Here is a 19,126-nt window from a genome sequence, read left to right on the forward strand (position 1 = left end):
GCGTCAGCCGTTCTGCCCGTTGCGGCGCATGCCGAGGAAGAGCTTTTCCAGCGGCATCCGCACCATATTGTCGAGCGCCCCGGTGAAGAGGATCACCAGCGCCTGGATCACCGTGATCAGCTCGCGCGGGATATTGGTCCAGAGCGCCAGCTCGGCCCCGCCCTGATAGAGGAACCCGAAGAGCAGCGCCGCGAGGAACACCCCTACCGGGTGCGAACGGCCCATCAGCGCCACGGCGATGCCGATGAAGCCCGCGCCCTCGGTGGCGTTCAGCACCAGCCGTTCGGCCTCGCCCATGGTGGTGTTGAGCGCCATCAGCCCCGCCAGCCCGCCGGAAATCAGCATCGACACGATGGTGATGCGCACCGGCGAGATGCCTGCGTATTTCGCGGCGCTTTCTGAATGGCCAAAAGCGCGGATCTCATAGCCGAGCTTGGTGCGCCAGATCAGGAACCAGAAGCCGATACAGGCCAGAACGGCGAGGAAGAAGGTGACATTGGCGGGTGAGCCCCGGAACATCCGGCTGCCCTCGGGGGCGAACATGTCCTGAAAGGTCGGCAGATGCGTCGCCGCCGGAAAGGTCGCGGTGGCCGGGTCCATGGCGCCGGTGGGGCGCAGCAGGTTGACCAGAACGTAGTTCAGCACGGCGGCGGCGATGAAGTTGAACATGATCGTGGTGATCACGATATGGCTGCCGCGCTTGGCCTGAAGGTAGGACGGGATCAGCGCCCAGGCGGCGCCAAAGGCCCCGCCCGCCAGCATCGCCACGAAGAGCGCCACCGACCAGTGCGGGAAGGGGATGAAGAGACAGGCCAGCGCGACGCCCAGGCCCCCGATCATCGCCTGCCCCTCGCCGCCGATATTGAACATCTTGGCGTGGAAGGCGACCGCGACGCAGAGCCCGGTGAAGATGAAATTGGTGGTGTAATAAAGCGTATAGCCCCAGCCCGAGCTGCGCATCAGCGCGCCGTCGACCATGAGCTTGAACGCATCCACCGGGTTCTCGCCGATGGCCAGGATCACGATGGCCGACAGGATCGCCGCCAGCAGGATCGAGATCAGGGGCACGAGCACCGCATCGGCCCAGGCGGGCATCTTATCCATTCCGGGCCTCATTGCTGGGTTGCGCGCCCTGCGGGCGCGGGTGCCTCCGGCGGGAGTATTTCGAGAAAGATGAAATGGCGGGCTCAGTCATGCTGTTCGGCCTCCCGCGCCTCTTTCGCGTCGAGCTGGGCGTCCACCGCCTCGATCAGCGGTTTGTCGGGGCGCTCGGTCACGCCCGCCATGAGCAGGCCGAGCTCGGTCTGGTCGGTCTCGGACGGCAGGCGCTCGCCCATGATCCGGCCGTCGAACATCACCGCGATGCGGTCGGAGAGCGACAGGATCTCGTCGAGCTCGACCGAGACCAGAAGGATCGCCTTGCCCTGATCGCGCAGGCGGACGATTTCCTGATGGATGAATTCGATGGCGCCGATATCGACGCCGCGCGTCGGCTGGCCGATGAGCAGGATATCGGGGTCGCGCTCGATCTCGCGGGCGAGCACGATCTTTTGCTGGTTGCCGCCGGAGAAGTTGCGCGCCGCGAGGTTGGGGTTGGGCGGGCGCACGTCGTAGCGGGTCATCTTGTCCTGCGCCTCGTCCCTGATAAGCGCATTGTTCATCAAGAGGCCCGACTGGTAGCGCGGGTCGCGGTGATAGCCGAAGACGATGTTCTCCCAGGCGGTGTAGGGCATGATCAGCCCTTCGGTCTGGCGGTCCTCGGGCACATGGGCGATGCCGCGCGCGCGCCGCGACTGGCCGTCGGAATGCCGCCCGGTGAGGTCGATCTCGGTGCCGTTCACCCGCACGGTGCCACTTGCGTCGGCATAGCCGCCCAGCACCTCCAGCAGCTCGGACTGGCCATTGCCGGCCACCCCCGCGATGCCGAGGATCTCGCCCGCCTTCACCTCCAGCGACACGCCCTTGAGCCGCTCGACCCCGTGCCGGTCGGTGTGGCGCAGGGTGTCGACCTGAAGGATCGGCGCGCCGGGCTTCGCGGGCGCTTTGTCGACCCGCAGCAGCACCTTGCGGCCCACCATCAGCTCGGCGAGCTGTTCCGGCGAGGTCTCGACGGTTTTCACGGTCGCCGTCATCTCGCCGCGCCGCATGACCGAGACGGTGTCGGTGATCTCCATGATCTCGCGCAGCTTGTGGGTGATGAGGACGATGGTCTTGCCCTCGGAACGCAGGTTGTCGAGGATGCGGAACAGGTGATCGGCCTCGGCGGGGGTCAGCACACCGGTGGGCTCGTCGAGGATGAGGATATCGGCCTGACGGTAGAGCGCCTTGAGGATCTCGACCCGCTGCTGGTGGCCGACGGAGAGGTTTTCGATGAGCTGATCGGGATCGACATTCAGCTCATATTCCTCGGCCAGCGATTTCAGCACGCCGCGGGCGCGCGCCAGCGAGGGGCGCAGCATCGGCCCGTCCTCGGCGCCGAGGATGACGTTTTCCAGCACGGTAAAGTTCTGCACCAGCTTGAAATGCTGGAACACCATGCCGATGCCGGCGGCGATGGCGGCCTGGCTGTCGGGGATCTCGGTCTTTTTGCCCTGGATCCAGACCTCGCCCGCATCGGCCTTGTAGAAGCCGTAGAGGATCGACATCAGCGTCGATTTCCCGGCGCCGTTCTCGCCGATGATGCCGTGGATCGTGCCCGGCATGACGCGGATCGAGATATCCTTGTTGGCCTGAACCGGTCCGAAGGCCTTGGAGATGCCTTTCAGCTCGATGGCGGGGGCGGTGTCGGTCATGGCGTCGGTGGCTCCTGCCGGACAGGGCAGAGGCCGCGCGCCACGCGGCCCCTTGGATCACGGGGCGGATCGCGCCGCCCCGCAGGTCGGAAAATCAGAAGCTCAGCACAGGGCAGCTGTCATCCGAGGAATAATCGTGGACCTCGATCTCGCCCGCGATGATCTGCTCGCGCGCCGCGTCGACGGCGGCTTTCATCTCGTCGCTGACAAGCGGGGCGTTGTCGTCGTCGAGCGCATAGCCCACGCCGTTCTCGGCCAGGCCCAGCACCATGACGCCGGTTTCCAGGTCCTCGCCCGCTTCCATCGCCTCTTTCACGGCGACATCCACGCGCTTGAGCATTGAGGTCAGCACCTTGCCCGGGTGCAGGTAGTTCTGGTTGCTGTCCACGCCGATCGACAGGATGTCCTCGTCGGCGGCGGTTTGCAGCACGCCGAGCCCGGTGCCGCCGGCGGCGGCATAGATCACATCCGCGCCCTGCGAGATCTGCGCCTTGGTCAGCTCAGAGCCTTTCACCGGGTCGTTCCAGGCCGCGGGCGTGGTACCGGTCATATTGGAGATCACATTGGCGTCGGGGTTCACGGCCAGCGCGCCCTGGGCATAGCCGCAGGCGAATTTGCGGATCAGCGGAATGTCCATGCCGCCGATGAAGCCGACGGTGCCGGTCTCCGAAGCCATCGCCGCCATCATGCCGACAAGATACGAACCCTCATGTTCCGAGAACAGGATCGACAGCACGTTGGGATGCTCTTCGGGGTTCACGAAGCCGTCGATGGTGACGAATTTGGTCTCCGGGTAATCCGCCGCGACCGAGGCGATGGGCGAGGACATCGAGAAGCCGGTGGTCACCACCGGGTTGAAGCCGGCCTCGGCGAAGCGGCGCAGCGCCTGCTCGCGCTGCGCTTCGGATTGCAGCTCGATATCGCGGTAGGAGCCGCCGGTTTCCGCCACATAGGCCTCGGCACCGTTATAGGCCGCCTCGTTGAAACTCTTGTCGAATTTGCCGCCCAGGTCGTAAATCAGCGCCGGATCGGCCAGCGCGGCGCCCGCGCTCAGTGCCAGCGTCGCGGCGGCGCCGAGGAAATGTTTCATCAAGCTCATGTCGTGCTCCCAGGTGTTGGATGGCTGCGGGCGTTGCCCCGCGCTCGGTACCCCGATCCATGAAGATCATGCCCGATTAAGGCGTTGACGCGAAGGAGGGTCAACTGCTTTTTGCGTGAGAGGCCGAAGGGTTGCGCAGGGTCAAAGCCTAATTTTCGGGCAGCGCCTTGCGCATGAGCAGCGCATCGTCGCGGCTTCCGTCGGGGCAGGTATAATAGGCTTTGCGCAGGCCCGCGCGGGCGTAGCCACAGGCCTCGTAGAAGGACCGCGCGGGTGTGTTGGCAGCGGCCACCTCGAGAAAGATTTCCTCCGCCCCGCGCGCCATGGCCGCGTGCTCGAACGCCACCAGAACGGCGCGGGCAGCCCCCTGCCGCTGGCGTTCGGGATCGGTCGCCAGCGCCAGAATTTCCGCCTCGCCCGCCACCACGCGACCCAGCACAAAGGCGCCCTCCCCCGCGCTGAGCACCGTGGTGGGATGGCCGAGCGTGGCGGCGAAATCGGCCTCGCGCCATGGGGTCATGTGACGATAGGCGCGGGCGGCGATGCCCGCCAGTTCTGCGGCTGTCATGGCAGAATCACCGGCGGTGGCTCTTTCGAGGGCGCCGCATCGGCGGGACGGATATAGAGCGGTGCCGGGCGCGGGCCGGGCTGGCCCATGCGCAGCTTTTCCGCCGCCACGCGGGCGATGGCGGCCGCAGGCCCGCCCATGCAATCCATGCAATAGGCCGCAAAGGGCACATCCGCCGCATCGCGCCCTTCGTTAAGCACCGTGTTGAGCGCGCCGGCCTCGGCGCCCACCACCGGCACGCCCGCCGGCACATGCGCCACCCGCGCGCGCAGCGCCTCCGCATCGTCATAGATCGCCAGCTCCACCGGCTTGCCCGCGGGCGCCGCGCCGTCGAACATCTGCACCACCACATCGGCGCCGCGCCGGGACGAGCGCAGGCTGACCAGCTCGGGGCGGCTGTCATGCAGACCGCCGGGGCCGCGCAGGGCTTCGAATTCCGACACGCCGATGGCCGGGATGCCCAGCGACAGAGCCAGCCCGCGCGCCGCCGCGACGGAAATCCGGATGCCGGTGAAATTGCCCGGCCCGATGCCCACCGCCACCGCGTCGAGCTCTTCCCAGACCGCGCCGGCCTCGTCGAGCAGCGCGCCCAGCATCGGCATCAGCCGCTCCGCCTGGCCGCGCCCCATCTCCTCGCGGTTCTCGGCGACGATCTGCCCGCCCAACAGCAGAGCGGCCGCGCAATGCGCGGCCGATGTGTCGAAGGCGAGAACCGTGGGCTCTGAAGTCATATCCGCCGGCCCGGTCAGGCGACCGGACGCACCTCGGTGACTTCGGGGATATAGTGGCGCAGCAAGTTCTCGATGCCCATCTTCAGCGTCAGGGTCGAGGAGGGGCAACCGGCACAGGCGCCCTGCATGTGCAGATAGACCACGCCGCGCTCGAAGCCGTGGAAGGTGATGTCGCCGCCATCCTGAGCCACTGCCGGACGCACCCGGCTGTCGAGCAGCTCCTTGATCTGGCCGACGATCTCCTCGTCTTCCCCTTCAAAGGTGGCATGTCCTGAGGCACCGCCCTCGCCCGCCATCACCGGGTCGCCGGACTGGAAATGCTCCATGATCGCGCCGAGCACCGCCGGTTTGACGTGATCCCAATCCGCGGTGTCGTCCTTGGTCACGGTGACGAAATCGCTGCCGAAGAACACGCCGGCGACGCCCTTCACACCGAAGAGGCGCTTGGCGAGCGGCGAGGCCTCGGCGCCCTCGGCACTGGGGAAATCCGCGGTGCCGCTGCCCAGAACGGACTGTCCGGGCAGGAACTTCAGCGTCGCGGGGTTCGGGGTGGATTCGGTCTGAATAAACATCTGGGCGGTACCTTTCTCCGGGCCCCCTGTATATGCGCCTCCCGCCGGCAGGCGTCAAGGTTTAGAACCGTTCTAAGATATCTCTTCAGCGGATTCCCGGGGTCAAATCCGCCTCGGAATAGCCCGTGAGCCGCCAGAACGCCTCGGCCTCGGGCCCGATACGCGCCAGTGCCTTCGCCAGCACATCCGGGCGCAGCGCCCGGTTCAGCGCATACGACACCGCCTCCACCGCGGTATCGGCAATGAAATTGTGATCGGCGCGCAGCGCTTTCGCCTCGGCAAGGTAGGTGCGGCGATCCGCCCAGGGCACCGGCGGCGCCGGCTCCCAGCCCTGCACGAAGAGCGCCCTCGGCACGGCAGGCAAGACCTGCGCAAAACCAAGCGCCTGCACCACGTCCAGCCGCGACCGGAACGCGCCAAAGACCCCTTCCGCCGCCGTATAGGCTACATTGGACGAAGGCGTGCCCATCACCTCGCGAATATCGTCGAGAAACAGCCGCCACTCCTTTTCCGGGTGGCGGTAGGTCCAGGGCATCGGCATGGCGTCCCCCTGTCTTCTTCTCTTTCCAAATACGCAAGCTGCGCCCACCGCACGCGCGGCGTCAGGTGATCGATTCCAGCCGTTCCTTCGACAGATCCCCCGGCACGATGGTCACCGGGATCGGCAGGCTGCCCGAGCCCTTGCTGAGCTGGCTGACCAGCGGCCCCGGCCCCTTCTTGCCCGAGGCGGCACCCAGCACCAGCACGCCGATATCCTCGTCCTCGCGTACCTGCGCCAGGATCTCGCTCACAACATCGCCCTCGCGGATCACCAGGACGGGATCGACCCCTTGCCGGTCGCGCATCCATTTCGCGAAAACCTCGAAATGCGCGTGGATGCGCTCGCGGGCCTCCTCGCGCATCAGGTCGCCGACGCCGATCCAGTGGTTGAATTCATCCGGCGGAATCACCGAAAGGATGGTCACGCCGCCCTTGGTGCGCGCCGCCCGCATGGCGGCAAAGCGCATGGCGTTCAGGCATTCGCGGCTGTCGTCGAGCACGACAAGAAACTTGCGCATGGTATCACTCCCTCGGCGGGATCATGGCGCAGGGGCGCGGCACTGGCAACGGGGCATCTGAGCGCGCTCAGCCCTCGCTGGCAGCCCAGTCCCAGTAGAGCTCGCGCACGCGCTGGGTGACGGGGCCGATCTGATAGCTGCTCTCCTCGAAGCCCACCACCGGGGTGACCTTGTGCAGGTTGCCCGACAGGAACACCTCATCGGCGTCTTCGAAATCCTGAAACCCCAGCACCGTCTCATGCACCTCGATGCCGTCGGCGCGCATGTTCTCGATGTGGCGCGCCCGGGTGATGCCCGACAGGAAGGTGCCGTTGGCGATGGGGGTAAAGGCGACCCCGTCCTTCACCATGAAGACATTGGCGGTGGCGCTTTCGGCGACATTGCCCATGGCATCCGCCACCAGCGCATTGCCGAAACCACGGCCCCGCACCTCGGCCAGCATGCGCGCATTGTTGGGGTAGAGACAGCCCGCCTTGGCGTTGACCACCGCGTCCTCCATGACGGGGCGGCGAAAGCGCGTGCGCCCGAGCGTGGTGGTGGCACTGGGCGGCGCGACGGGGATCTCTTCGAGGCCGATGGCGAAACCGGTCTGGTCGGGGGCGGGCACGATCGCGGTGGGGTCGCCATGGATGCCCCAGTACATCGGGCGGATATAGACGGCAGCGTCCTTGGGATAGGCCGATAGCCCCTCCCAGACGATCTGCACCATCTCCTCGGTCGAAACCGTGGGCACCAGCATCAGCGCCTCGGCAGAGCGGTTCACCCGCGCGCAATGGGCATAGAGATCCGGCGCCAGCCCGTTCACATAGCGCGCGCCGTCGAATACGGTGCTGCCCAGCCAGGAACCGTGGTCGGAGGCCTTCATCACCGGGATATCGCCATCGTGCCAGGTGCCTTGGAAATAGGTGCGGATGTTCTTTCCCACTGCCATGAATTGCGTCCTCCGAAGATTTGCGGCCACGGTAGGCGGCACCGCGAGGAAGGTCCAGTGCACGGACCGTCACAGGCGCTGCGGCAAATTCCTTCGAAGGAATTTGCAAATCTTTTGATAAAAGATTTGCCCCCGGCTCAGCCGTTTTCGTGGAAAAACGCGTAGATCCGCTCCGCCAGCGCCGCGCTGACCCCGTCCACCGCCTTGAGATCGGCGAGATTGGCGCGCGACACCGCCTTGGCCGAGCCGAAATGCGCCAGCAGCGCCCGCTTGCGCGAGGCCCCCACGCCGGGCACCTCGTCGAGCGGGTTGGCCATCTGGCTCTTGGCGCGCTTCGCCCGGTGCGTGCCGATGGCAAAGCGGTGCGCCTCGTCGCGCAGGCGCTGGATGAAATAGAGCACCGGATCGTTGTGGCGCAGCGCAAAGGGGCGCTGGCCGATGCGATGGAATTCTTCCTTGCCGGCGTCGCGGTCGATGCCCTTGGCCACCCCCACCATCGGAATGTCCTCGACCCCGTATTCGCGCATGATCTCGGCCACGGCGCTGACCTGCCCGGCGCCACCGTCGATCAGCAGCAGATCCGGCCAGAGCCCCTTGTCGCGCTCGGGATCGTCTTTAAGCAGCCGGGTGAAGCGCCGCGTCAGCACCTCCTTCATCATGCCGAAATCGTCGCCCGGCGTCAGATCATCGCCGCGAATGTTGAACTTGCGGTACTGGTTCTTCAGGAACCCCTCCGGCCCGGCGACGATCATCGCGCCCACCGCATTGGTGCCCATGATATGCGAGTTGTCATAGACCTCGATCCGCTGCGGCGGCGCCTCCAGCCCGAAGGCCTCCGCCACCCCGCGCAGCAGCTTCGCCTGGGTCGCGGTCTCGGCCATGCGCCGGGCGAGGCTCTCGCGGGCATTGCGCGCCGCCCCCTCCACCAGCTCGGCCTTTTCGCCCCGCTGCGGCACCGCGATCTCGACCTTGCGGCCAAGCTTGCCCGAAAGCGCATCGGCCATCAGGTCCGCATTCTCGATTCCGTGGCTCAGCAGCAGCAGGCGCGGCGGCTCTTTGGTGTCGTAGAACTGGCCGAGGAACGCCTCCAGCACCTCGGCGGCCTCCACATCCTCGCCGACGCGGGGATAGTAATCCTTGTTGCCCCAGTTCTGATGCGCCCGGATGAAGAACACCTGAACACAGGCCTGCCCGCCCTCCATATGCAGCGCGATCACATCCGCCTCGGCCACGCCGCGCGGGTTGATCCCCTGCACCGTCTGCACCTGGGTCAGCGCGCGGATGCGGTCGCGCAGGGCGGCAGCACGCTCGAACTCCATCGCCTCGGACGCCTCCATCATCTGCGCCGCCAGCGCCTCCTGCACACCGGTCGACTTGCCCGAGAGAAAGCGCTGCGCATCTTTTACCGACCGCGCGTAATCCGCCTCGGAGATATAGCCGACGCAGGGCGCCGAGCAGCGCTTGATCTGGTAGAGCAGGCAGGGCCGCGTGCGGCTCTCGAACATGGAATCCGAGCAGTTGCGCAGCAGGAACACTTTTTGCAGCTGGTTCAGCGTGCGGTTCACCGCACCGGCGCTGGCGAAGGGGCCGTAATAGGCCGCCTTCTCGGTCTTGGCGCCGCGATGCTTGCGGATCTGCGGAAAGGCATGCTCGGTCGTGACCTGGATATTCGGAAACGACTTGTCGTCGCGCAGCAGCACGTTGAACTTGGGCTTGAGCTGCTTGATCAGGTTCTGTTCGAGCAGCAGCGCCTCGGTCTCGGTGCGGGTCGTGAGAAACATCATCGACGCGGTTTCCGAGATCATCCGGAAGATGCGCCGCGAATGCCCCGAGGGACGCGCATAGTTCGACACCCGCGCCCGCAGATTGCGCGCCTTGCCCACATAGAGCACACGGCTCTGCTCATCCAACATCCGGTAAACGCCCGGGCTCGAATCCAGCGTCTTCAGGTAGGATTGAATCACCTCAAAGCCGTGCGGCACGTCGGCATTTTCCGTCTGGGGTGTATCGCTCATGTCGTTGGCACTCAAATCGTCACGAAGCCGTGATTCTCCTGCTCGGGCTGCAATGCCGGACCGACAAGATCAAGGAATTTTCCATCCACCAAAGCTGTGGATAAACCTGCGGGCAAAATCCCGTCAGCGCGAAATTTTCCTTGTTTTCTTACCGGTTCCTTACAACGCCTGTTTTTTGGGCAAAAATATAACACACTGATTAGGCTTGATATTTTTTCAAGCATCTTGCCAAGCCATTGACCTCACGACGATTTTGTAACGTTCTTCTAACGATTCCAAGACCGGTGCAAAACTTGACCCGGGGACAGATCATTCCACGCCCAGCACATCCGGCGTGCGCCAGCCCAGATGCTGCCCGCCATCGACGCAGATCAGCTGGCCCGTGACCGCCGGCGCGTCGAGCAGATAGCCCAGCGCCGCGGTGATATCGCCGGGATTGGCGCCGCGTTCCAGGATCGTCGCGGCGCGCTGGCGGGCGAAGTGCTGCTCGCTCTGCCGGCCGCCGCGCAGGGTCGGCCCCGGGCCGATCGCATTGACCCGCACCCGCGGCGCCAGCGCCATGGCGGCGGTCTGGGTCAGCGTCCAGAGCGCCGATTTCGCCAGCGTGTAGCTCATGAATTCCGGCGTCAGCTTGCGCACCCGCTGGTCGATCATATTGACCACCAGCCCCTGCGCCAGCGGCTCGCCCATCTCGTCCTCGCGCGGCTCCGGCACCTGCGCCGCCAGCGCCTGGATCAGCACGAAGGGCGCGCGCAGGTTCGAGTCGAAATGCCGGTCCCAGCCCTCGCGGGTGGTGCTGGCGAGATTGTCGTATTCGAAAATCGAGGCGTTGTTGACCAGCACCGTGACCGGCCCGCCCAGCGCCTCCGCCGCGCGCGGCAGCAGCGCCTCGGCGGGGGCTTCGTGCAGCAGATCTGCCTGCAAGGCGACGGCCTTACAACCCATCGCCCGGATCTCGCCCACCAGCTCCTCCGCCGGCCCCTCGGAGCCCGCGTAATGCACCGCTACGTCAAAGCCGCGCCCGGCCAGATGCAGCGCCATCGCGCGCCCAAGCCGGCGGCCCGCACCGGTCACCAATGCGCGTTTTTCCGCAATCGCCATCGTTTCCCCCGTCAGATCAGTACGACGACAATGTAGCCCACGTAGAGCGCCGACAAGATCACACCCCAGACCCGGCCCAGATCGCGCCCCCAGAACACGAAGGGCATAAGCAGCAGCGAGGCGCCCAGCATCACCCAGAGATCGAAGCGCAGGAATTCCGGATCCACCGGCATCGGCTTGATCAGCGCCGCCACCCCGATGATGGCCAGCAGGTTGAACAGGTTCGAGCCGATGACATTGCCCAGCGCCACATCCGCCTGACGCCGGATCGCCGCCATCACCGTGGTCGCAAGCTCTGGCAGCGAGGTGCCGAGCGCCACCAGCGTGAGCCCGATCACCGTGTCGGGCACGCCGAACATGTGCGCGATCTCGGTGGCGCTGTCGACCAGCAGATCGGCGCCCAGCGGCAGACCGACAAGGCCCAGCCCCAGAAACAGAGCAATCTTCCAGCCAGGCATGTCCGGGTCGGCGCCCTCGGGCTCTTCAAGATCTTCCAACTCCGGATCATGTTTGCCCTCGCGCCGGTGGCGCAGCGCGTCTCTCACGGAATCGCTCAGGATCACCGCCAGCACCGCCAGCAGCACAAAGCCCGACAGCCGGTCGAACACGCCGCGAAAGGCCATGGCGATGAACAACACCGAGGCTGCCAGCATGATCACATAGCTTTTGCGCGTATCATGGGTGGAGGTCTGCATCACCGCGATCAGCGCCGGGATGCCCAGCACCAGCAGCACATTGGCGGTGTTCGAGCCCACAACATTGCCAAGCGCGATCCCCGGCACGCCTTCGAGCGCCGCCTGGATCGAGATCAGCAATTCGGGGGCGGAGGTGCCGAAGGCGACGATGGTCAGGCTCACGATCAGCGCCGGGATACCCACCCTGAGCGACAGATTCACCGCCCCCTTGACCAGCGCGTCCCCTGCCAGAAGCAGGATGACCAGCCCGAGAGCCGCGTAGACAAAGACCATGATCAGCCCTTCTTTTCCCCGCAGCCGCAGGGGCCCTTACCGATCCGGTAACGGCCGCAGCGCGGGCATTTCTTTTCGGCCAGACGGCGGGCGCCGGGCATCCGGAGCTTTCCGAAGATGCCGAGCACAGCCATCACAATCAGGAATATCGCAACGATCTTGGCCAGCACGTCAGAGCCCGAACCGCGCATAGGCGGCGCGTTCCTCGATGACCTCCAGCGCGTCCTCGGCCATGGCCACGCCAAGGCGCGGCAGCAGCCGGCGGCGCATGTCGTAGCGGCGGAACCGCACCTTGTCGCCGAATTTCTGCTTCATCACCGGCACCAGATGGCCGACCCCGTCGGCGAGCCCGACGTCACAGGCCGCCTTGCCGATCCAGATCTCGCCTGTGAAGAGCTCGGGATCGGCGGCGAGCTTGTCGCCGCGCCGCGTCTTAACCTGCGCGATAAAGGTGTCGTGCAGCTGGCCCAGCGCCTTTTCGAGCCGCGCCACATCCTCTTCCTTTTCCGGGCGGAACGGGTCGAGCAGGCTTTTCGACTTGCCCGCCGTGTGCACCCGGCGCTCGATCCCCTGCCGTTGCAGGAAGACATGCGCGCCGAACCCCGCCGAGATCACCCCGATGGAGCCGAGGATCGAGCTTTCATCCGCATAGATCTCGTCCGCGGCGCTGGCGATCCAGTAACCGCCGGAGGCCGCCACATCCTCGGCAAAGGCATAGACCGGCACGCCGGTTTCCTCCGACAGGCGGCGGATGCGCGCGCCGATCAGCGAGCTTTGCACCGGCGAGCCGCCGGGCGAGTTGATCTCCAGCGCCACCGCGTCGGGCTTGCCCCGGCGGAAGGCCTTTTCGAGCAGCGGACGCAGCCCGGCATCGTTGAGCGCGCTGCGGCCCGAGGCACCGATGGTGCCCTGAAGCCGCACGATGGCGACGCTCGGGCGCGACTTTAGAAAAGGGATCCAGCGTTTCATGCGATGTGATGTAGACGCGCCCATGGGGACAAACAAGGCAAGCGGGCAAAGAAGCGCGGCAGGTTACGGGCAATGCCCGAAGACATGCATTTTCCGGCGGCATCCGGGGCTGGCAATGCCCGGCGGTCAGAAGAAATTCTGCGGGTCGATGTCGATGGCCATGCGCAGCTCGCCCTTGAGCCGGAACTGCCCGGCCCATTCCGCCAGCGCCGGTTGCAGCGCCACGCCCTTGGGCGCCTTGACCAGCAGCCGCACCCGGTGCCGCCCCCGCACCCGCGCAATCGGCGCCGGGGCCGGGCCATAGACCTGCGCGCCCACCCGACGCAGCGCCGCATCCTGCCGCGCCATGGCGTTGCCGAGATCGAACACCTCCTGCACATCGGTCGAGGAGAGGATCACCCCCGCGAGCCGCCCGTAAGGCGGCATGCCGGCGGCGCGGCGCTCCTCGGCCTCGGCCTTCCAGAACCCCTCTTCGTCACCCGAGAGGATCGCCCGGATCACCGGGTGCTCGGGCTGATAGGTCTGCAACAGCGCCACGCCGGGCTTTTCCGCCCGCCCGGCACGCCCCGCCACCTGCCGCATGAGCTGAAAGGTGCGCTCGGCGGCGCGCAGGTCGGAGCCCTGAAGCCCCAGATCCGCGTCGATCACCCCCACCAGCGTCAGCAGCGGAAAGTTATGCCCCTTGGCCACGAGCTGGGTGCCGATGACGATATCGGCGCCGCCCTCGGCGATGCGCACGATCTCTTCCTTCAGCGCCCGGGCGGAGCCGAAGAGATCCGAGGACAGCACCGCCAGCCGCGCCTCGGGAAAGAGCGCCGCCGCCTCTTCGGCGAGCCGCTCCACCCCCGGCCCGACGGCAGCGAGCTTGTCCTCGGCGCCGCAGCTCGGGCAGGTCTCGGGCTTGGGGATCGTCTCGCCGCATTGATGGCAGACCAGCCGCTGAAGGAACCGGTGCTCGACCATGCGCGCATCGCAATGCGGGCAGCCGATCTGATGGCCGCAGGCCCGGCAGATCGTCACTGGCGCATAGCCGCGCCGGTTGAGGAACAACATCGCCTGCTCGCCCTTCGCGATCCGCGCCCGCACCGCCGCCTGCAATGTGGGCGAGACCCAGCGGTTCGAGGGCAGATCCTCGCCGCGCATGTCGAGGCTGCGCATCTCGGGCAGCACCGCCGCGCCGAAGCGCGAGGTCAGGTCGAGCCTTGTGTATTTGCCCGCGTCCGCGTTGGCCCAGCTTTCCAGCGAAGGCGTGGCCGAGGCCAGCACCACCTGCGCCGAACAGATCGAGGCGCGCAGCACCGCCATGTCGCGGGCGTTGTAGAGCACGCCCTCGTCCTGCTTGTAGGAGGTGTCGTGCTCCTCATCGACGACGATCAGCCCGAGATCGCGGAACGGCAGGAACAGCGACGAGCGCGCGCCCACCACGAGTTGCGCGCCGCCCTGCGCCACCTGTTTCCAGACGCGGCGGCGCTCGGTCACGGTGACGCCGGAATGCCACTCGGCGGGTTTTGCGCCGAACCGCGCCTCGACCCGGGTGAGGAATTCGGCGGTGAGCGCGATCTCCGGCAGCAGCACCAGCGCCTGCCGGCCCTGCCGCAGCGCTTCGGCCACCGCTTCGAGATAGACCTCGGTCTTGCCCGAGCCGGTCACACCCTTGAGCAGCACCGTACCGTAGCGCCCCGACGCGGCGCCGGCGCGCAGCACCTCCGCCGCCTTCGCCTGATCCTCCGCCAGATCCTTGCCGCCGTAGTCCGCATCGAGCCGGGGAAAGGGCGTGTCGCGCGGGGCGTCCTCCTCGCGCACGGCGCCGGTCTTGGCCAGCCCCTTGATCACCGAGGGTGTCACCCCCGCCGCCTCGGCCAGCTCGCCCTGGGTGAGCGCCAGCCCGCCCATGTCGCGCAGCACGTCGAGCACCCGGCGGCGGGCATCGGTCAGACGCGAGGGCTCGCCCTCGCCCAGCCGGTAGATGCGTCGCATGGAGGGCGCCTCGCCCAGCCCCGGCGCGCGGGTGGCAAGCCGCAGCATGGCGGGCATCGGCGTCAGGGTGTAATCGCCCGCGCGCTCCAGAAAGCTCCGCAGCTCGTCGCGCATCGGCACCGCGTCCAGCACCCGGATCACCGAGCGCACCTTGGCATAGTCGAAATCGCCCTTGCCCGGCCCCCAGACCACGCCCAGCACCTTGCGCGGCCCCAGCGGCACCTCGACAAAGGCGCCCTGGAAACAGCCGCCCTCGGGCGCGCGGTAATCCAGCAGCCGGTCGAGCGGCTGCGTGGTCAGAACCGCGACCAGCGTGCCTTGGTCGTAGAACGCATCCATGTTGAGTTTCCGTTAGCGCATGGCATGAGGGGCTTTCGGCCCATCCTGCCATGGGGTATGACACGCGCGGACGAATGCCAAGCAAAGCCGGGAGGGCTGACGCAAATGAAATTCTTCGTAGACACCGCCGATGTGGACGCGATCCGCGAGCTGAACGACCTGGGCTTTGTCGACGGGGTGACCACCAACCCCTCGCTCATCGCCAAATCCGGCCGCGACATTCTCGAAGTGACCAAGGAAATCTGCGACATGGTCGAAGGCCCGGTCTCGGCAGAGGTCGTGGCCACCGAGTATGAGGACATGATCGCCGAGGGCCGCAAGCTGGCCGAGATCGCGCCGAACATCGCCGTCAAGGTGCCGCTGACGCTCGACGGGCTGCGCGCCTGCAAGACGCTGACCGGCGAGGGCAAGATGGTCAACGTGACGCTCTGCTTCTCGGCGAACCAGGCGCTGCTGGCGGCCAAGGCCGGCGCGACCTTCATCTCGCCCTTTATCGGGCGGCTCGACGACATCAATCTGGACGGGCTGGAGCTGATCGCCGATATTCGCCAGATCTATGACAATTACGGCTACGAGACGCAGATCCTCGCCGCCTCGATCCGCGGCGCCAACCACATGTCGGATTGCGCCAAGATCGGCGCCGACGTGGCCACCGCCCCGCCCGCCGTCATCAAGGCCATGGCCAACCATGTGCTGACCGACAAGGGCCTTGCCGCCTTTCTCGCCGACGCGGAAAAGGCCGGGATCAAGATCGTCTGATCATGGGACGGAGGACACCGCTCTCGGTCCGGCAGGTCGAGGCCGCGCTGAGCCTGCTCGACAAGCGGGCGGTGATCCTCGCCTATCAGGCCTATCAGCTCGAAATGCATGGCGTGCCGGCGGAGCTCTTCGGCGACACGTTCGACGACTATCTCGACGCGTCGCTGAAAAACGGCGACCGGCTGGACGTATTGGCGCACGGGACACGCGACGTGCTCTCGGCGCTGCGCGATGTGGCGCAGGACAATGGCGAGGAATGGCCGATCCTGCGCGACAGCTTTGCCGCCGCCCTGCCCGGCGACGTGTTCGCCGCGGTGATGGAGATCTTTGCGCAGGACTGAGGCGCCGCGCCCAAGATTTTTCGTACGAAAAATCTCTGCCCCGCGTCAGAGATTGGGTTCGCCCTGAAGCCCCAGCAGCTTGCGGAACCCGGTCCAGTATCCCGGCAGGCGCGGCGCGGCCTGCATCCCGGCCACCGCCTCTTCGGCCCAGCGCGGCATCGCGCGTTCGGCGAAGTCGCGCCCCCAGTCGAGATAGGCCTGCGCATGTTTCGGGCGCAGCCGGCAGGCCGAGCCCACCAGCCCGACCAGCGTTTCGGGCGCCGAATACCATTCGTCCTGGATGCCCGTCACCCGCGCCCGCATCAGCGGGCCAATCAGCCGCATCAGCCGCTTGTCGGAGAACAGCAACAGCATGCGGCCCATCTCCTCGCGGGAATAGTGGATGAGCGGCGGAAAGGTGTCGTAGAACACCGCCTGCCCGTCGAGCACCGCGAAATTGCGGATCGAGGGGTGAAAGCCGATGCGCGTCTCGAAACGGTCGGCGGCGTTCCAGAAGCGCGCGATGACCTGGCCGGCGGCCTCCATCATCTCCAGCGTGGACTCCAGCCCCTCCGCCTGCATGCGCGGGCGCATCAGCGCGGTTTCGGGCAGCGCTTCCTGAACGATCACCGGCACGCGCGGGCCGTCGCCCTCCAGCAGATGAAACGCGGTCTCGGGCAGCGGCACGCCGGTCTCGCGCAGCGCGGCGACATAGTCGTCATGCGCCGCCGCCAGCCGGTCGAGCGCCGCGTCGTCGCGCAGCCCGCGATAGACCTTGATCACCCGATCCGAAAACGGCCCCTCTCCGGGGCGGAACGGCGCACAGAAATATCCCAGCCGCGAGATCGGCTGGCCCTGCGCGGCCTCGTGGCGGCGGATCGTCTCTGCGAGGGCGGCGAGATCGGTCATGGGCACTCCTCTCCCGCGTCGGGCGGGTCGTGCCCCCTTTACCCGTTCGCCAGCACCAGCGCCACCTCTGCCGACAGCGCCTCGACCTCGGCGCGCGCCGGGGTCTTACGGCCCTCGGCGGCGCTCCGCCCGTGGCCGAAGGCCTCGGCATAGCCGACGCGGTTGGCGAACTGCGCCTCGGCGATCCGCGCCTCCATCTTCTGCGCCGCCGCCGTGATCTCGCCCGAGAGCCGCGTGCCCGGGCGGGTGCGGTTCATCACCATCAGCACCTCGCGGTTTTCGCGGCGCGCCAGATCCAACACGCTTTCCGTGGCCCAGAGATCGAGATGACTCATCGAGACCGGCACGATCACCAGATCCGCCGCGCGCAGCGCCGGGCGCAGATCGCTGTCGGCCTTGGGCGGCGTGTCCACGATCACCACGTCGAAGCGCTCGGCAAGTTTGCGACACTCATAGGTGATCCCCCAGGCCGAGGAGGTGGCGAATTCGATGCCCTCTGCCGCCTCGGGATCGCGGTCGATCCGCGTCATGAACCAGCGCCCGAGACTGCCCTGCGGGTCGGTGTCGATCAGCGCCACCGAGCGCCCCATCGTGCGAAACCCGACGGCCAGATTCGCCGACAACGTGGTCTTGCCCGACCCGCCCTTTTGCTGTGCCACAGTGATGACCGATCCGGCCATGTCATTCCCCCGATTCCCAGAGTTCCACAATACACTTTTTGCAGATGCAGCATAGGCTTTCCCGGATCGGCATTCAGCGGGCTTAACGCCGCATTAACCAAGCTGCCGGCAAGATCTCCGTAAGCGAGGAAACCCCGATGCGGATTGCGCCGGTATTGTTATTCATATTTTATTTGGTTTTTAACGGACCGCCGCTTCAGGCCGGTGCCTGGCCGCGGGAACAAGGCCGCGCCTTTGTCAGCACCTCGGTCCGCCTGTTCTGGCCGCAGGACATCACAAGCTGGACATCGCGGCAACCGACCGGTCAATATTACACATTCTATGGCGAATACGGGCTGACTAACCGCCTCACCCTCGGCGCGGATCTGGGACGTTCGGTCTCTGGCCAGGGGAAAAGCGTGCTGTTTCTCCGCGTACCTCTCCATATGCGCAACGCCCGCCTCAAGATCGCGACGGAGCTGGGGCTCGGCGTAATCGACGGGCAATCGGTTCTGCGCCCCGGACTGTCCGTCGGGCTGGGGCTGCGAAACGGCTGGCTGTCCGCCGAAGGGCTGGCCGAAATATCGCCGCGCAAAAGCGCGGCGGATTTCAAGCTCGACCTCACCTGGGGCTGGAACCTCGGCAGGGACCGGAAACTCATGCTTCAGATGCAAACCGGCCAACCTTACGGGAAAGAAGCCTTTGCGCGTTTCGCCTCCTCCATCGTGCTGCCCCTCACCACAGCCTTCAGCGCCGAAATCGGCGGCTCCTGGGATCTCGCTGGGGCTGATACGTTCGGCGTGCTGCTCGGCGTCTGGAGCGAATTCTGACCCCTTCACGGCCAGTGCTGTCATGACTAAAGTGCCGCCATGACCAGCCCGATCCGCCCCACTGACGACGATGCCCGCGCACTGGCCCGGCAGCTTGTCCAAACCGCCCGCTTCGGCGCGCTGGCCGTGACCGACCCCGAAACCGGCGCCCCGATGGTCAGCCGCATCGCGGTGGTTCCGGACCCTGATGGTATGCCGCTGAGCCTCGTCTCGGATCTGGCGTTTCACACAAAGGCGCTGATGGCCAATCCCGCTTGTTCGCTGCTGGTCGGCGAACCCGGCCCGAAGGGCGACCCGCTGACGCATCCGCGCCTCAGCCTTCGGGCCGAGGCGCGTTTTGTGCGTCATGGAGATCCGGATCACGCGGCGCTCGCCGCGCATTACCTGCGCATGCAGCCCAAGGCGAAGCTCTATATCGGATTCGCCGATTTCTCGCTGCTGCGCCTGGACATTCTCGGCGCGCATCTCAATGGCGGTTTCGGCAAGGCCTTTGTGCTGAGCGCCGGAGATCTCGGCGCCTGAGCCGCGC

Annotated in this window: 21 protein-coding genes; 4 read left to right on the plus strand and 17 right to left on the minus strand. The window is 66.5% G+C overall.

Annotated elements, in window-relative coordinates:
• Positions 1 to 3: 3 nt before the first annotated feature.
• The 15 genes from Ga0080574_RS08355 to Ga0080574_RS08425 all read right to left on the minus strand — a co-directional run bounded on the left by Ga0080574_RS08355 (position 4) and on the right by Ga0080574_RS08425 (position 15,120).
• Positions 4 to 1,104 (minus strand): ABC transporter permease, encoded by a 1,101-nt coding sequence (locus Ga0080574_RS08355; protein WP_076696979.1) that lies wholly within the window; start codon positions 1,102 to 1,104, stop codon positions 4 to 6.
• A gap of 83 nt (positions 1,105 to 1,187) precedes the next feature.
• Positions 1,188 to 2,792 (minus strand): ABC transporter ATP-binding protein, encoded by a 1,605-nt coding sequence (locus tag Ga0080574_RS08360; RefSeq protein WP_076696984.1) that lies wholly within the window; start codon positions 2,790 to 2,792, stop codon positions 1,188 to 1,190.
• 94 nt (positions 2,793 to 2,886) lie between these two features.
• Entirely contained in the window at positions 2,887 to 3,891 is a 1,005-nt protein-coding gene (locus Ga0080574_RS08365; RefSeq protein WP_076696989.1) for a BMP family lipoprotein, read from the minus strand.
• A gap of 148 nt (positions 3,892 to 4,039) precedes the next feature.
• Positions 4,040 to 4,459, minus strand: a complete 420-nt coding sequence (locus Ga0080574_RS08370) for a GNAT family N-acetyltransferase (protein WP_076696993.1) — start codon at positions 4,457 to 4,459, stop codon at positions 4,040 to 4,042.
• The gene (gene tsaB / locus Ga0080574_RS08375; protein WP_076696996.1) at positions 4,456 to 5,190 is read right to left on the minus strand and encodes a tRNA (adenosine(37)-N6)-threonylcarbamoyltransferase complex dimerization subunit type 1 TsaB; all 735 of its coding nucleotides are present in this window, start codon (positions 5,188 to 5,190) and stop codon (positions 4,456 to 4,458) included. The genes Ga0080574_RS08370 and tsaB overlap by 4 nt, the downstream gene beginning before the upstream one ends.
• Positions 5,191 to 5,204: 14 nt before the next feature.
• Positions 5,205 to 5,762, minus strand: coding sequence for a NifU family protein (locus tag Ga0080574_RS08380; RefSeq protein ID WP_076697000.1), 558 nt, complete (start codon positions 5,760 to 5,762; stop codon positions 5,205 to 5,207).
• 85 nt (positions 5,763 to 5,847) lie between these two features.
• The gene (locus Ga0080574_RS08385; protein ID WP_076697004.1) at positions 5,848 to 6,303 is read right to left on the minus strand and encodes a DUF2267 domain-containing protein; all 456 of its coding nucleotides are present in this window, start codon (positions 6,301 to 6,303) and stop codon (positions 5,848 to 5,850) included.
• A gap of 61 nt (positions 6,304 to 6,364) precedes the next feature.
• The gene (locus tag Ga0080574_RS08390) at positions 6,365 to 6,820 is read right to left on the minus strand and encodes a universal stress protein (protein WP_076697008.1); all 456 of its coding nucleotides are present in this window, start codon (positions 6,818 to 6,820) and stop codon (positions 6,365 to 6,367) included.
• 67 nt (positions 6,821 to 6,887) lie between these two features.
• Positions 6,888 to 7,751 (minus strand): branched-chain amino acid aminotransferase, encoded by an 864-nt coding sequence (locus tag Ga0080574_RS08395; protein WP_076697013.1) that lies wholly within the window; start codon positions 7,749 to 7,751, stop codon positions 6,888 to 6,890.
• 137 nt (positions 7,752 to 7,888) lie between these two features.
• Positions 7,889 to 9,766 (minus strand): excinuclease ABC subunit UvrC, encoded by a 1,878-nt coding sequence (gene uvrC, locus Ga0080574_RS08400; RefSeq protein WP_076705792.1) that lies wholly within the window; start codon positions 9,764 to 9,766, stop codon positions 7,889 to 7,891.
• A gap of 309 nt (positions 9,767 to 10,075) precedes the next feature.
• Positions 10,076 to 10,867, minus strand: a complete 792-nt coding sequence (locus Ga0080574_RS08405; RefSeq protein ID WP_076697017.1) for an SDR family oxidoreductase — start codon at positions 10,865 to 10,867, stop codon at positions 10,076 to 10,078.
• Between the two features lie 11 nt (positions 10,868 to 10,878).
• A complete protein-coding gene (locus tag Ga0080574_RS08410) occupies positions 10,879 to 11,835 on the minus strand; it encodes a calcium/sodium antiporter (RefSeq protein WP_076697020.1) in 957 nt (318 codons plus the stop codon).
• Between the two features lie 2 nt (positions 11,836 to 11,837).
• Entirely contained in the window at positions 11,838 to 12,005 is a 168-nt protein-coding gene (locus Ga0080574_RS26200) for a hypothetical protein (RefSeq protein ID WP_237219340.1), read from the minus strand.
• Between the two features lies 1 nt (position 12,006).
• Positions 12,007 to 12,804 carry a S49 family peptidase gene (locus tag Ga0080574_RS08420; RefSeq protein ID WP_076697028.1) on the minus strand — a complete coding sequence of 266 codons (798 nt, stop codon included), beginning with the start codon at positions 12,802 to 12,804 and terminating at the stop codon, positions 12,007 to 12,009.
• A 126-nt stretch (positions 12,805 to 12,930) separates the two neighbouring features.
• Positions 12,931 to 15,120 carry a primosomal protein N' gene (locus tag Ga0080574_RS08425; protein ID WP_076697032.1) on the minus strand — a complete coding sequence of 730 codons (2,190 nt, stop codon included), beginning with the start codon at positions 15,118 to 15,120 and terminating at the stop codon, positions 12,931 to 12,933.
• A 105-nt stretch (positions 15,121 to 15,225) separates the two neighbouring features.
• On the opposite strand from Ga0080574_RS08425, the gene fsa reads away from it, so the two are divergent.
• Both fsa and Ga0080574_RS08435 read left to right on the plus strand, forming a co-directional pair.
• Positions 15,226 to 15,879: a fructose-6-phosphate aldolase gene (gene fsa, locus Ga0080574_RS08430; protein ID WP_076697036.1), complete on the plus strand. Its 654-nt coding sequence runs from the start codon at positions 15,226 to 15,228 to the stop codon at positions 15,877 to 15,879.
• 2 nt (positions 15,880 to 15,881) lie between these two features.
• Positions 15,882 to 16,220 (plus strand): hypothetical protein, encoded by a 339-nt coding sequence (locus Ga0080574_RS08435; protein ID WP_076697040.1) that lies wholly within the window; start codon positions 15,882 to 15,884, stop codon positions 16,218 to 16,220.
• A gap of 45 nt (positions 16,221 to 16,265) precedes the next feature.
• On the opposite strand, the gene Ga0080574_RS08440 is transcribed toward Ga0080574_RS08435, so the two are convergent.
• On the minus strand, positions 16,266 to 17,108 hold the full coding sequence (locus tag Ga0080574_RS08440; RefSeq protein WP_076697044.1) for a DUF6206 family protein: 843 nt from the start codon (positions 17,106 to 17,108) through the stop codon (positions 16,266 to 16,268).
• A gap of 38 nt (positions 17,109 to 17,146) precedes the next feature.
• Complete coding sequence (gene parA / locus Ga0080574_RS08445; RefSeq protein ID WP_076697048.1) at positions 17,147 to 17,788, minus strand: ParA family partition ATPase; 642 nt, start codon at positions 17,786 to 17,788, stop codon at positions 17,147 to 17,149.
• Positions 17,789 to 17,925: 137 nt separating this feature from the next.
• On the opposite strand from parA, the gene Ga0080574_RS08450 reads away from it, so the two are divergent.
• Positions 17,926 to 18,597 carry a hypothetical protein gene (locus Ga0080574_RS08450; RefSeq protein ID WP_076697052.1) on the plus strand — a complete coding sequence of 224 codons (672 nt, stop codon included), beginning with the start codon at positions 17,926 to 17,928 and terminating at the stop codon, positions 18,595 to 18,597.
• A gap of 39 nt (positions 18,598 to 18,636) precedes the next feature.
• Entirely contained in the window at positions 18,637 to 19,119 is a 483-nt protein-coding gene (locus Ga0080574_RS08455) for a HugZ family pyridoxamine 5'-phosphate oxidase (RefSeq protein WP_076697056.1), read from the plus strand.
• The last annotated feature ends 7 nt before the right edge of the window (positions 19,120 to 19,126 follow it).

This window comes from Salipiger abyssi, from assembly GCF_001975705.1.
GTDB classification, from domain to species: Bacteria; Pseudomonadota; Alphaproteobacteria; order Rhodobacterales; family Rhodobacteraceae; genus Salipiger; species Salipiger abyssi.